The following is a 13932-nucleotide window of genomic DNA, read 5'->3' as shown; positions in this document are numbered from 1 at the left end:
CCTTAGTCACCTTCGGAGGCTCCTCAACTACCGGCTGCTTGGCCTCGATCAGGCTCAGCAACGTGATACCCAATGCAACCGCCAGCACAGCCAGGCCGATAGCCGCCGGCATCGACAGGTGATGGTCGACATGATGGTCGTCAGAGGCCCACAAGGCCCCTCGCCGTACGTTGGGGGTCAGGTCGTTCATCAGTTTTGCGTCGCCAGGCCAATAGCACTGATACCGGCAGCGCGTACCAGATCCATTGTGTGCACGATGCTTTCATATTGGGTGCCACGATCGCCGGCGATCACTACATCCAGTTTTCCGCTGTTCTGCATCTCGGTGAGCCGGCTCGTCAGTTGCTCGTCGCTGATGGGCTGGCCATCGACAAACAAGCCACCGTCGTTGGCGACGCCGATATTGAGCGTTACCGACTCGATTGCTTCTTGCGAGGAAGACTGCGGCAACTCCAGGGTAATGCCCGTGCCCTGGATCATCTCGATCATGATGAGTACGAAGAACACCAACAGAAACATCATCACGTCGATCATCGGAATGATTTCGATGCGGGCTTTCTCTTCATGTCCGAGATAGTTTGATCTCTTGCTAGCCATGATTATTTCTCCGAGTGGCGTAGGTATTAATCAACCCTTGGCCAAGCGCCCAACCAGCATGGACTTGATCAGTTCCATCTGATTGACGACCAGGCGGATACGCTTGTTGAAGTGATTGAGAAAAATCACGCAGACGATGGCGATGCATAAACCGACAGCGGTGGCGACCAGTGCATGGGCAATAGGCCCGGTTACCGAACTGACTTTCTGCGATGTATTGGCCGCCAATACACTGAATACCTGGATCATGTGAATGATGGTGCCGAGCAGTCCAAGCAGCGGACCTAAAGTTACACAGGTATCCAGTACCCACAGATTGCGATCCAGTCGCGGAATCTGAATCATGATGGTTTCATCGATATCCCGCTCCAGCGCCTCTTCGGACTTGCCGTGAGACTCCACCGCGGCCAATACCAACTTGCCTTGGGCACTTTTACTGTAGTGATCTGCAACTTTCTTGACGTCGGCCAGGTTGTCCTGGTCTACCCGCTTCAAATCCAGATCAAGACTTTGTCCCAGTTTGATACTCGTACTGAAGAAGAAGTAGCGTTCGATGATCACGGCGATCCCGATGATGAATACCACCACCATCAGGGGAATGAGCCCCCAAGAGTCTTTGGAGTACTGAATGACATCTTCTAACATGTGAAATCCTTCATTAACGTTGAGATACATGCTCGGTAGCGGGTACTGGACCGGCGTTGCGAGGCCTTGGTGCAGGTGCTCGACACGCCTCTGTGGAGGGCCAGGTGGAACGAGCGAAGGGGTCTTTGCAAAAACCTGACCAACAGTTCAGCTTAAACCTTTCAGCATGTATAAAATCTTCGAAAACAGCTCTAAATCGGCAATTTTGGCTGAGAAAGAATGGTTTCTTCCTGACGAGCGGTTTGGGTCGGGACAAACGGCTTGAGATCGATTTTCAATACGTGGCGGCAGGGACCTTTGTATCCGCCCCAACATGAAACGCCTCGCACCGTTTTGTGTCCGTTACTCGGCGTCAGGATTCGGATACAAGGGCTGGCCTGTCGCTGGAAGTGCTTGAAAACAGGCTCAATATCTCGAAATGAAGCTGTCCTCATCAGCCTGGATGACCGGGTGTTCGGCTGCCTGCAAGGTCGTACCGGTATGAAGGGCTCGCCTGCTTGAAGCAGGGATCTGCGGTCTCTCCGATACAGTGCGCAGGGGGGAACCGGGCGAAACTTGATCGGGCCGTGGCTGAAGATTCCATAAGCCGTGGTCGGGGCCTTTCGCTGGTCCGGCTGTTCTGGGCAAAGGTCAATCTTGTTGACTGCATGCATGCCCCTGGCTTTCGTTCTGATAAATAAAAAACCGGCGATGAATGACTTCGCCGGAAAAGACATCCTTGTCTGTGGAGGAGAACTCTTCACTTCTTGGGCAAGAAGTGAAATCGAATAAAAAAGTCGACAACAGTTACCCGTGTCGACATAAAGCACAGCCTGCTACTTCATCAATAGCCTGCAGTGCTAGGAGTCCGGCCACTTGGGAGATAAGCCGGAAATCGGTGGAGCCGATACTGGAATACATAGGCAGGACTCAGATCTTTCTATATGACCGATTTCTGTATTGGGGACAGATAATCTTGTAATAGATAATCCAGTCTTTCTTTAGCCTGAGTGCTCATGCGACGAGTGATAGCCCGGGCGATTAATGCACTTCTTCAAGTGTAAGAAAACAAATGGTTCTGCCTGTGAATATCGTGTGTGGTTACTTCAGTTGAGTGAAAAACCTGTCTGTTCAAAGTGTTCGTCAGCCGTCGAAATTAAAATGGAACTCACGTCCAAAAAAACTAACCTTTGGGTCAGCTTAATCGTTTAAGCAGAAAGCGGGCCAACTTCCCGGGAGGGGCCGGAATAGAGGGTTTCCGGGCGAAAAGCAAATGACCTTGGCCGCGGATTCAGGGATAAGCGGTTGCTATTCGGCAGTCGAGTGGCTGTTTCCACTTGTGGCTGCGCACTCAAGCGGCGCCTGGTGCGCGGGTTTGGGGCGCCATTCATCCATCCTTGTCAGGCAGGAGTCATGCACGTTGGGTGATAGGGACTGCCAGCCCTTTCTGATGGCTGTTGCCTGGGCCAGGCCGGGGGCTGAGGGGAGGTGTTGCGAGGTGGGGGCATGGGCTGTCAGGCAGCCCATGCCGATAGTGAAAAGTCTTCGATCAGTGACCTGCCTGCCACGGCTGCCCCAGCGACACCGGCGCATACAGGCGGGTGCGCAGCGCATCCCGGGACAGCAGCACCAGCACCAGGATGGTCGCGGCATACGGCAGCATCGCCAGCAGGTTCGAGGGAATCGCCAGGCCCAGGCCCTGCGCCACCAGATGCAGGATGCTGGCGAGGCCGAACAGGTAGGCGCCGAGCAGCAGGCGCCACACGCGCCAGCTGGCGAACACCACCAGCGCCAGGGCGATCCAGCCGCGACCGGCGCTCATGTTTTCCGCCCACATCGGTGTGTAGGCCAGGGACAGGTAAGCCCCGGCCAGGCCGGCCATGGCGCCGCCGAACAGCACCGCCAGGGTACGTACCCGCAGCACCGGCAGGCCCATGGCGCTGGCCGCGTCGGGGTTTTCGCCGACTGCCTGGATGATCAGGCCGACCCGGCTTTTCAGGATCACCCAGGCCACCCCGGCGAACAGGGCAAAGGACAGGTAGACCAGCAGGTCCTGGGCAAACAGCATGCGTCCGATCAGCGGGATCTCGCTCAGCAGCGGAATCGCCATGGGCTCGAATCCGGCCAGGGGTTTACCGACCCAGCTGGCGCCGACGAAACTCGACAGCCCGACACCAAAGATGGTCAGGGCCAGGCCGGTGGCCACCTGATTGGCGTTGAACACCAGCGCCACCAGGGCGAACAGCGATGACAGCAGCATCCCGGCGAGCATCGCCAGCAGTACGCCGAGCCACAGGTTGCCGCTGTTCAGGGCGACGATAAAACCGATCACCGCGCCAAACAGCATCATGCCTTCCTGGCCGAGGTTGAGGACGCCGCTCTTTTCGCAGATCAGTTCGCCCAGGGCCACCAGCAGCAGCGGCGTACCGCAGCGGATCATGGCGTAGAAAATATTGCTCAACAGATCGATATCCATCACAGCGCTCCTGCCTGTACGGAAGGGTTGGCGGCGCGACGTGCCCAACGCAGGTTCAGGCGTGGCCGATAGAGAATCAGCACGTCACTGGCCAGCAGGAAGAACAGCATCATGCCCTGGAACAACTGGGTGATGGCTTGCGGCAGGTTGAGGCTCATCTGCGCGTTCTCGCCACCGATGTACAGCAGCGCCATCAGCAGGCTGGAAAACAGAATGCCGATGGGGTGCAGGCGGCCGAGAAAGGCCACTGTGATCGCCGCATAGCCGTAGCCGGGCGACACCTGGGGCACCAGTTGGCCGATGGGGCCGGTGACTTCGCACACCCCGGCCAGACCGGCCAGCCCACCGCTGATCAGCAGCGCCAGCCAGATCAGGCGTTTCTCGCGAAAACCGACGAAGCCGGCGGCGCGTTTGTCCAGGCCCAGCACCTTGATCTGGAACCCGACGAAGCTCTTTTGCAGCAGCACCCACACCGCCACCAGGGCCAGCAGGGCGAAATACACCCCGGCATGCACCCGGCCATCTTCCAGGAGCAGCGGCAGGCGGCTGGCATCACCGAACATCGCCGACTCGGGGAAGTTGAACCCGGCCGGGTCTTTCAGCGGCCCGTGCACGCAATACAGCAGCAGGTTCAGGGCGATGTAGTTGAGCATGATGCTGGTGAGGATTTCATTGGCATTGAAGTGCGTGCGCAACCAGGCGGTGAGCCCGGCCCAGGCGGCACCGGCCAGGGTGCCGGTGAGCAGGATCAGCACCAGCGCCCAGCGGCTTTGCAGGTCGATGATGTTCACCGCCAGCGCGCTGCCGGCCAGGGCGCCGAGCAGCAATTGGCCTTCGGCGCCGATGTTCCAGATCCGCGCCTGATACGCCACGGCCAGGCCGAGGGCACAGAGCAGGATCGGCAGTGCCTTGACCAGCAGTTCGGAGACGCCATACAGGTCGCTGATCGGGGCGATCAGCAAGGTGTGCAAGGTTTCCAGCGGGTCGTGGCCCAGGGCGATGAACAGCAGCGAGCCGCAGCCCAGGGTCAGGACCGCGGCCAGCAGCGGCGAGCACCAGAGCATCAGGCGCGATTGCTGGCCGCGGGGTTCGAGAGAAAGCAGCATAAATAAAGAGCTCCGTTACGCGGGCTGAGCAGATAAGTGGACGGGGGGATCGAACTGGCCGGCCATCCAGCCGCCGACCTCGATCAGGCTGGTGTCCGCGGTGGCCTTGAGCGCCGACAGGCGACCGCTGCACAGGGCCGCCAGGCGATCGCTGATCTGGAACAGTTCATCGAGGTCTTCGGAGATCACCAGGATCGCCGCCCCCGCATCGCGCAGGGCCACCAGGGCCCGATGGATAGTCGCGGCGGCGCCGACGTCGACGCCCCAGGTCGGGTGCGCGGCGATCAGCAGCCTGGGGCGCTGGAGGATTTCCCGGCCGAGGATGAATTTCTGCAGGTTGCCTCCGGACAGGCTGCGGGCGGCGGTCTGGCTGTCCGGAGTTTTCACCGCAAAGCGGCGGATGATGTCTTCGGCCAGGGCCAGCACTTTGCCGCGCTGAATCAGGCCTTTGCTCACCAGCCCTTGCTGGAAGGCGGTCAGCAGGGCGTTGTCCGCCAGGCTCAGTTCCGGCACGGCGCCGTGGCCCAGGCGCTCGGCCGGGACGAACGCCAGGCCCAGCCCGCGGCGGGCGTCGGGGCGCAGGTGGGCGACGGCTTGCCCGGCGAAGCGCAGGGTGGCGCCTTGGGCGCGGCCAAGGCGCTGTTCGCCGCTGAGCAGGGCCAGCAGTTCGTCCTGGCCGTTGCCGGCGACCCCGGCGATGCCGACGATTTCCCCGCTGCGCACGTCCAGGTCGATGTCCTTGAGCGAGCAGCCGAACGGATCCGGGTTGGGCCAGGACAGCTTCTGGACTTGCAGGAAGGCGTCGCCGCCCTTGGCCTTCGGGTAATCGGTGATCAGGCCCGCGGCTTCGCCGACCATCAGCCGCGCCAGTTCCTGGTCCGAGCATTGCGCGGGTATGCAGTGCCCGGCCACCCGGCCGCCGCGCAGCACCGTGGCGCTGTGGCACAGGGCGCGGACTTCGCCGAGCTTGTGGCTGATGAACAGAATGCTGCAGCCTTCGCTGGCCAGGCGGCGCAGGGTGACGAACAGTTCGTCGGCCTCCTGGGGCGTCAGCACCGAGGTTGGTTCGTCGAGGATCAGCAGGCGGATGTCCTGCATCAGGCAGCGAATGATCTCCACCCGCTGGCGCTCGCCGATGGACAGGCTGTGCACCAGGCGTTCCGGCTCCAGGGCCATGCCGTAGCGCTGCGAAACCTGGCGGATCTTCGGCTCCAGCTGCTTCGGCGTGCCGGCTGCGGCGCCCATGGCCAGGGCGATGTTCTGCGCCACGCTCAGGGTCTCGAACAGCGAGAAATGCTGGAACACCATGCCGATCCCCAGGCTGCGCGCCTGGGCCGGATTGCGCATGAGCTGATGCTGCCCCTGCCAGATCAGCTCGCCCGAGTCGGCCTGGGTTACCCCGTAGATGATCTTCATCAGGGTGCTTTTGCCGGCGCCGTTTTCACCGAGCAGGGCATGGATCTCCCCGGGCTGGATGCTCAGGTCGATCCCGTCGTTGGCCAGGCAACCGGGATAACGCTTGGTGATCCTGCGCAGTTGCAGGCGGGGTGTTGCATCGGGGATGGGTACAGGGTTTGGCATGACGGACTCGGGTTGCTGAACGTTATGCCGGTGGACAAAGCAATTTCCTGGCCAGTGAGTCAGGAAATTGCCAGGGCCCCGATGAACTGCGGCCTCGTGCCCCCTTTGCTCGTTCCCTGCACCTGCACTTGGCACCAGTTCAGGGCAAGGTGCTTGAAAAGGCTGCGGTTTACCCGAACGAGACTGGTCGAAAAATGATCAGGTGCCTGCAAGCCTTGCCGTATCGGCGGCTGGCGCAGCCTTGCACGGGTTATCCACAGCTTGCTCCACAGTATTTGTGTGCAAGCCCAAAGGTCGGGCATAAGCACTGTGTGGCTTTCTTCTAAAAGCGATAAACCGAGCTAACTTACTGTTTTAACTTGAAAAATATGTTTTTGATGAGCAATTGGACGAAAAGTGAGCAACCGCCGCAAAGCCACGTTGCAAAAGGGTTACAGGCGAGTGTGCTCAGGTTATCCACAGCCGGGTGCACAGCAGGTGTGGGCAAGTCGGCTATCCACCGGGCCATTGTGCACAGGATGATTTCCAGGCGTGGGTGCGTATTGGTGCACTCAGCGCTGCAAGAAGATGCGCCCGCGGCTCAGGTCGGCCAGCTGGCTTTGCAAGGTGGCGATCTGGCTTTCGCCCAGGGCCAGTTGCAGCTCTACGCCGTTGGCCGTGAACTGCTCCTCGACCAGCAGCCCGCCGAGTTCGGCGAGCCGCAGCTTGACCAGGGCCAGCTCGCTGAAGCTGCAGGCGCAGCGCAGGGCTACGCGGCTGATCAGTTCGATGCGTTCGGCGCCTTGCAGGCACTTGTTGGCGCTGCCGCCATAGGCTCGGGCCAGGCCGCCGGTGCCCAGTTGAATGCCGCCGTACCAACGAATCACCAGTACCGCGACCTGATCGCAATCCTGGGCCTCGATGGCCGCGAGGATCGGCCGGCCGGCAGTGCCGCCAGGCTCGCCGTCGTCACTGCTGCGGTATTGGTCGGCGAGTTTCCAGGCCCAGCAGTTGTGGGAGGCGTTGAGATCGCTGTGCTGTTCGATGAAGGCTTGAGCCTCGGCCGCGCTGTTGATCGGTGCGGCGAGGGCGATAAAGCGGCTTTTGCGAATCTCTTCGCGGTATTCGCAAAGGCCGGCGAGGGTAAAGGGCATGCGCTGTGTTCTTTATAAGGCAGGCTTGAGGCCGCAACCCTTGAGGATGATGCGGATCAGGTTGTTGCCGGCGTCTTCCATGTCCTGCTTGGTCAACTTGCTGCGACCGGTGACGCGGCAGATCTGGGTGGCGAAGTCGGCGTAATGCTGGGTGCTGCCCCACAGCAGGAAGATCAGGTGCACCGGGTCCACCGGGTCCATCTTGCCGGCGTCGATCCAGGCCTGGAACACCGCGGCGCGCCCTTGGAACCAGGCGCGGTAGTCCTGGCTGAAGTATTCGCTGAGGCATTCGCCGCCGCTGATGATCTCCATGGCGAAGATCCGCGAGGCCTGCGGCTGGCGCCGGGAGAACTCCATCTTGGCGCGGATGTAGCGGCTCAGCGCTTCGGCCGGATCGTCGTCGGCGGTCAGGGTGTTGAAGGTGCTGTCCCACAGCTCGAGGATGTTGCTCAGCACCGCGACATACAGCCCAAGCTTGTTGGTGAAGTAGTAGTGCAGGTTGGCCTTGGGCAGGCCGGCATTCTGCGCGATGGTGTTCATGCTGGTGCCTTTGAAACCGTGACGGGCGAACTCGTCTTCGGCGGCCTTGATGATCGCTTCTTCGTTTTTCTGGCGAATACGGCTGGCGGGCTTGGCGGTTTGAGGGCCGGCGTGGGCTGGGACTTCAAGGGTCATAGGCGTTTCCGAGCTGTTCTGTGGGTGCAACCAGTGCGTTGATAGCGCACCCACAGGCCTCAGACAAGTCTTAATGGGCAGAAAACCCTCAAAGCGGTTCCAGGGTGTCGCTTTCGCGAGCCGGATTTGCGCTACGCAGCGCGGCTCGATCTTCCGGCAGCAACAGGCACATGAGGATCGCGGTCAGGCCGCCGCTGGTGATCGCCGAGTCGAACAGGTTCTGCACCACCTTGGGCAACAGGTGCAGCAGGTTCGGTTGCGCCGCGATCCCCAGGCCGACGCCGAAGGAGGTGGCGATGATCAGCATGCTGCGTCGGTCCAGCGGTGCCTGGGCGAGGATGCGCACGCCGGCCGCGGCGACGCTGCCGAACATCACCAGGGTCGCGCCGCCCAGCACCGGCTTGGGGATTTGCTGCAGCACCGCGCCGATCAGTGGAAACAGGCCCAGGCAGAACAGCAGCAGGCCGATATACAGCCCGACATGACGGCTGGCCACGCCGGTCAGCTGAATCACCCCGTTGTTCTGGGCGAAGGTGGTGTTGGGGAAGGCGCTGAAGGTCGCGGCGATCATGCAACTGACGCCGTCGCCGAGGATGCCGCCCTTGAGCCGGCTTATATAAGAAGGGCCGCTGATGGGCTGGCGAGCAAGCATGCAGTTGGCGGTCAGGTCGCCGACGGTTTCGATGGTGCTGATCAGGTAGATCAATGCCACGGGCAGGAACGCCGTCCAGTCGAAGCTGAAGCCGAAGCGGAAGGGCGTCGGCAGGCTGACCAGCGGCAGGTCGGGCAATGCCTGGGGCACCAGCTTGCCGCTGAACCAGGCGGCGAGGCTGCCCAGGGTCAGGCCGATGATGATTGCCGATAGCCGTACCCAGGGCGTGTTCGAGCGGTTCAGCAGGATGATCGTCAACAGCACGAACAGCCCCAGCGCCAGATTGCCTGGGGCGCCGAAGTCCGCGGCATTGAAGCCTCCGCCCAGGTCGGTGATGCCGACCTTGATCAGGCTGACGCCGATCAGGGTGATCACGATGCCGGTGACCAGCGGCGTGATGACCCGACGCAATTGGCCGATGAAGCGGCTCAGGACGATCTGCACCGCCGCGCCGAAAAAACATACGCCGAAAATCATCGCCAGGATGTCTTCCGGGCTGCCGCCCCGTTGCTTGACCAGAAAACCCGCGGACAGCACTGCGCCGAGGAAGGCGAAGCTGGTGCCTTGCAGGCAGATCATCCCCGCGCCGATCCCGAATGGCCGGCGCGCCTGGATGAAGGTGCCGACGCCGGAAACCATCAGCGCCATGCTGATCAGGTAGGGCAGGTAGGTGCCCAGGCCCAGGGCCGAGCCGATTACCAGCGGCGGGGTGATGATGCCGACGAAGCTCGCCAGCACATGCTGCAGGGCGGCGAGTATCGCGGCGAGCGGTTTCGGGCGATCGTCGAGGCCGTAGATCAGATCGCTTTGGCGGGAGGTGTCTGGCTGCATGGACTGGAAACTCAGGGCTGACGGTTCAAGGTCTTCGTGCCCTGCAAAAAGCTGTCCATGTGCTCAGGTTATTGTGCGTTATCTCCGCTGTAAGCCAATGAATGTGAGGCTTTGATGGCGTCTTCTGTTTTTTTCAGCGGGTGGCCGCCAGGCTGTCCAGGAAGCTTTCCAGCACCAAATGGGGGCGACGGCCCTTGCGTGTGACCGATGCCAGGCTCAGGTCATAAAAACGTGAAGCGGGTTTGAGGGCGCGTAGTCGTCCCTGCTGGACCCAGAGGCTGGCGTAGTGGTCCGGCAGGTAACCGATGTAGCGTCCGGTCAGGATCAGGAACGCCATGCCTTCGCGGTCCGAAGCGCTGGCGGTGCAATTGAGCGCCTGGTAATGGGCCTGGATCTCGGCGGGCAGGCGGAAAGTCGGGGCGATGGCGTCCTGCTCATTGAGGCGCCGATCGTCCAGTTGCTTGTCGTCGACATAAAACAGCGGATGGCCGACGGCGCAGTAAAGCAGCGAGCGTTCGCTGTACAGCGGCTGGTATTCCAGCCCGGACAAGGCGCTGGCCTGGGGCACCACGCCGACATGCAGGCGACCGTCGAGCACCCCTTGTTCGACTTCGTTGGGGGCGATCATGCGGATCTGGATCTGCACGTCCGGCCCGCGTTCCTTCAGTTGAGCCAGGGCATGGGTGATGCGCATGTGGGGCAGGGTGACCAGGTTGTCGGTCAGGCCGATGATCAGTTCGCCCCGCAGGTGACGGTGCAGGCCGTTGACCTCGGTGCGAAAACTTTCCAGGGCGCTTAACAGTTGCAGGGCCGATTGATACACCTCGCGACCCTCTTCGGTCAGCGAGAAGCCGGCGCGCCCGCGTTGGCACAGGCGCAGGCCGAGGCGTTGCTCAAGGTCGCTCATCTGCTGGCTGATGGCCGAGCGACCGATGCCGAGCACGGTTTCCGCGGCGGAAAAGCCACCGCACTCGACCACGCTGCGAAAGATCCGTAGCAGGCGGATATCAAAGTCGCTGACTTGCGCCAGCGGGTCGGCGCGACGGCTGCTCATAGTTTAGTGAACCACTGACTGAAGGTTATAAAAGTTGGATTTCACCGACTTTATAGCCGTGGCAACTTAGCTGCAACAACGCTTTCCGATCCCTGCGCCGCTTATTGCCCTGCGAGGTTTTGCCCCATGAACATGCATGAAAACGCTCCAGCTTCCCTGGCCAGCCAGCTCAAGCTCGATGCTCACTGGATGCCCTACACCGCCAACCGCAACTTCCAGCGCGATCCACGTCTGATCGTCGCCGCCGAAGGCAGCTGGCTGGTCGACGACAAGGGCCGCAAGGTTTATGACTCGCTGTCCGGCCTGTGGACCTGTGGTGCCGGCCACACCCGCAAGGAAATCCAGGAAGCGGTGGCCAAGCAACTGGGCACCCTCGATTACTCGCCGGGCTTCCAGTACGGTCACCCGCTGTCGTTCCAGCTGGCCGAGAAAATCACCGCGCTGACCCCGGGCAACCTGAACCATGTGTTCTTCACCGACTCCGGCTCCGAATGCGCCGATACCGCGGTGAAAATGGTGCGCGCCTACTGGCGCCTGAAAGGCCAGTCGACCAAGACCAAAATGATCGGCCGTGCCCGTGGCTACCACGGCGTGAACATTGCCGGCACCAGCCTCGGCGGGGTCAACGGCAACCGTAAACTGTTCGGCCAGGCGATGATGGATGTCGACCACCTGCCGCACACCCTGCTGGCAAGCAACGCGTTCTCCCGTGGCATTCCGGAGCAGGGCGGTATCGCCCTGGCCGACGAGCTGCTCAAGCTGATCGAATTGCATGACGCCTCCAACATCGCTGCGGTGTTCGTCGAGCCGCTGGCCGGTTCCGCTGGCGTGCTGGTGCCGCCACAGGGTTACCTCAAGCGCCTGAGGGAAATCTGCGACCAGCACAACATCCTGCTGGTGTTCGACGAAGTAATCACCGGTTTCGGCCGTACCGGCAAGATGTTCGGTGCCGACAGCTTTGGCGTGACCCCGGACCTGATGTGCATCGCCAAGCAAGTCACCAACGGCGCGATTCCGATGGGCGCGGTGATTGCCAGCTCCGAGATCTACCAGACCTTCATGAACCAGCCGACCCCTGAGTACGCGGTGGAATTCCCCCACGGCTACACCTACTCGGCGCACCCGGTGGCCTGCGCGGCCGGCCTGGCGGCACTGGATCTGCTGCAGAAGGAAAACCTGGTGCAGAGCGTCGCTGAGGTGGCGCCGCATTTCGAGAAGGCGCTGCACGGCATCAAGGGTGCGAAGAATGTCATCGACATCCGTAACTTCGGCCTGGCCGGTGCCATCCAGATTGCGCCACGGGATGGCGATGCCATCGTGCGTCCGTTCGAAGCGGGCATGGCCCTGTGGAAAGCCGGTTTCTATGTACGCTTCGGCGGCGACACCCTGCAGTTCGGCCCGACCTTCAACAGCAAGCCGCAGGATCTGGACCGTCTGTTCGATGCCGTCGGCGAAGTGCTGAACAAGCTCGACTGATTCCCCAAAACTGTAGGAGCCGAGCTTGCTCGCGATGGCGTACTCATAGGCGCCATCGTGGTTTGGCTCATGTTCAAAGTCATCTATATAGAGCAGGCGCCCCTTGGCGGGTGCCTGTGGACAACTTCAGGAGTTCCCCGATGAGCGTTATCCCGCATTTGATCAATGGTGAACTGGTGACCGAGAGCGGTCGCGCGGTCGATGTGTTCAACCCGTCCACCGGTCAGGCGATCCACAAGCTACCGCTGGCCAGCCGCGAAACCATCCAGAACGCCATCGATGCAGCCAAGGCTGCCTTCCCGGCCTGGCGCAACACGCCGCCGGCCAAGCGTGCCCAGGTGATGTTCCGCTTCAAGCAACTGCTGGAGCAGAACGAATCGCGCATCGCCCAGTTGATCAGCGAAGAACACGGCAAGACCCTGGAAGACGCCGCCGGTGAGCTCAAGCGTGGTATCGAGAACGTCGAGTTCGCCTGTGCCGCTCCGGAAATCCTCAAGGGCGAGTACAGTCGCAACGTCGGCCCGAACATCGATGCCTGGTCCGACTTCCAGCCGCTGGGCGTGGTTGCCGGCATCACCCCGTTCAACTTCCCGGCGATGGTGCCGCTGTGGATGTATCCGCTGGCGATCGTCTGCGGCAACTGCTTCATCCTCAAGCCATCCGAGCGTGACCCGAGTTCGACCCTGCTGATCGCCCAGCTGCTGCTGGAAGCCGGCCTGCCGAAAGGGGTGCTGAGTGTGGTGCACGGCGACAAGGCTGCGGTGGACGCGCTGATCGAAGCGCCGGAGATCAAGGCACTGAGCTTCGTCGGTTCGACGCCGATTGCTGAATACATCTACGCCGAAGGCACCAAGCGCGGCAAGCGCGTGCAGGCACTGGGCGGGGCGAAGAACCACGCCGTGCTGATGCCGGATGCCGACCTGGATAACGCGGTCAGTGCCCTGATGGGCGCGGCCTACGGTTCCTGCGGCGAGCGCTGCATGGCGATCTCGGTTGCCGTGTGTGTCGGCGACCAGGTGGCCGATGCGTTGGTGGCCAAGCTGGTGCCGCAGATCAAGGCGCTGAAAATCGGTGCCGGCACTTCCTGTGGCCTGGACATGGGGCCGCTGGTCACAGGTCAGGCGCGGGACAAGGTCAGCGGTTATGTCGAGGATGGCGTGAAGGCGGGCGCGAAGCTGGTGGTCGACGGTCGTGGCCTGAGCGTGCCGGGGCATGAAGAAGGCTTCTTCCTTGGTGGCTGCCTGTTCGACAACGTCACCCCGGAAATGCGCATCTATAAAGAAGAGATCTTCGGGCCGGTGCTGTGCGTCGTGCGAGTGAACAGCCTGGAGGAGGCCATGCAACTGATCAACGATCACGAGTACGGCAACGGTACCTGCATCTTTACCCGTGACGGTGAAGCGGCGCGCCTGTTCTGTGACGAGATCGAAGTCGGGATGGTGGGCGTCAACGTACCGCTGCCGGTGCCGGTGGCTTACCACAGCTTCGGCGGCTGGAAGCGTTCGCTGTTTGGCGACCTGCATGCCTACGGTCCGGACGGTGTGCGTTTCTATACCCGTCGCAAGGCGATCACTCAGCGTTGGCCACAGCGTGCCAGCCATGAAGCATCGCAGTTTGCCTTCCCTAGCTTGTAATAAGTAGAAGGGTATTAAAGGCCGCCCCCTTGGGGGCGGCCTTTGCTTTATAAGGGCGTTTTTGATCGATATGACAGATTTGTGAAAATAAGT

Annotated in this window: 11 protein-coding genes and 1 pseudogene; 2 read left to right on the top strand and 10 right to left on the bottom strand. The window is 61.4% G+C overall.

The features are described 5' to 3' along the window. The 10 genes and pseudogenes from J4D28_RS30000 to J4D28_RS29955 all read right to left on the bottom strand — a co-directional run. Positions 1-190, bottom strand: a pseudogene (locus J4D28_RS30000) (energy transducer TonB); the annotation flags it as partial. Then, on the bottom strand, positions 190-597 hold the full coding sequence (locus tag J4D28_RS29995; RefSeq protein ID WP_009046829.1) for a biopolymer transporter ExbD: 408 nt from the start codon (positions 595-597) through the stop codon (positions 190-192). The pseudogene J4D28_RS30000 and the gene J4D28_RS29995, both read right to left, overlap by 1 nt. Before the next feature lie 30 nt (positions 598-627). After that, entirely contained in the window at positions 628-1242 is a 615-nt protein-coding gene (locus J4D28_RS29990) for a MotA/TolQ/ExbB proton channel family protein (RefSeq protein ID WP_009046830.1), read from the bottom strand. Between the two features lie 1528 nt (positions 1243-2770). Continuing rightward, positions 2771-3697, bottom strand: coding sequence for an ABC transporter permease (locus J4D28_RS29985; protein ID WP_016703814.1), 927 nt, complete (start codon positions 3695-3697; stop codon positions 2771-2773). Beyond that, complete coding sequence (locus J4D28_RS29980; RefSeq protein ID WP_016703815.1) at positions 3697-4803, bottom strand: ABC transporter permease; 1107 nt, start codon at positions 4801-4803, stop codon at positions 3697-3699. The genes J4D28_RS29985 and J4D28_RS29980 overlap by 1 nt, the downstream gene beginning before the upstream one ends. Before the next feature lie 15 nt (positions 4804-4818). Beyond that, positions 4819-6384 (bottom strand): ABC transporter ATP-binding protein, encoded by a 1566-nt coding sequence (locus tag J4D28_RS29975; protein ID WP_028681565.1) that lies wholly within the window; start codon positions 6382-6384, stop codon positions 4819-4821. Between the two features lie 551 nt (positions 6385-6935). After that, on the bottom strand, positions 6936-7517 hold the full coding sequence (locus J4D28_RS29970; protein WP_009046834.1) for a YigZ family protein: 582 nt from the start codon (positions 7515-7517) through the stop codon (positions 6936-6938). A 12-nt stretch (positions 7518-7529) separates the two neighbouring features. Next, the gene (locus J4D28_RS29965) at positions 7530-8192 is read right to left on the bottom strand and encodes a TetR/AcrR family transcriptional regulator (protein WP_096372998.1); all 663 of its coding nucleotides are present in this window, start codon (positions 8190-8192) and stop codon (positions 7530-7532) included. 88 nt (positions 8193-8280) lie between these two features. Further along, positions 8281-9675 carry a uracil-xanthine permease family protein gene (locus J4D28_RS29960; RefSeq protein ID WP_103331958.1) on the bottom strand — a complete coding sequence of 465 codons (1395 nt, stop codon included), beginning with the start codon at positions 9673-9675 and terminating at the stop codon, positions 8281-8283. A 133-nt stretch (positions 9676-9808) separates the two neighbouring features. After that, positions 9809-10729: a LysR family transcriptional regulator gene (locus tag J4D28_RS29955; RefSeq protein WP_009046837.1), complete on the bottom strand. Its 921-nt coding sequence runs from the start codon at positions 10727-10729 to the stop codon at positions 9809-9811. Between the two features lie 126 nt (positions 10730-10855). On the opposite strand from J4D28_RS29955, the gene J4D28_RS29950 reads away from it, so the two are divergent. Together J4D28_RS29950 and J4D28_RS29945 are read left to right on the top strand one after the other, a co-directional pair. Then, the gene (locus J4D28_RS29950) at positions 10856-12205 is read left to right on the top strand and encodes an aspartate aminotransferase family protein (RefSeq protein WP_009046838.1); all 1350 of its coding nucleotides are present in this window, start codon (positions 10856-10858) and stop codon (positions 12203-12205) included. 140 nt (positions 12206-12345) lie between these two features. Then, positions 12346-13839, top strand: a complete 1494-nt coding sequence (locus tag J4D28_RS29945; RefSeq protein WP_038630539.1) for a CoA-acylating methylmalonate-semialdehyde dehydrogenase — start codon at positions 12346-12348, stop codon at positions 13837-13839. Positions 13840-13932 lie beyond the last annotated feature (93 nt).

The sequence above is a fragment of the Pseudomonas sp. GW531-T4 genome (assembly GCF_017349615.1).
Classification (GTDB): domain Bacteria; phylum Pseudomonadota; class Gammaproteobacteria; order Pseudomonadales; family Pseudomonadaceae; genus Aquipseudomonas; species Aquipseudomonas chlororaphis_I.
The sequence above is the reverse complement of the archived record's forward strand: the minus strand, read 5'-3'. Positions and strand labels throughout refer to the sequence as shown.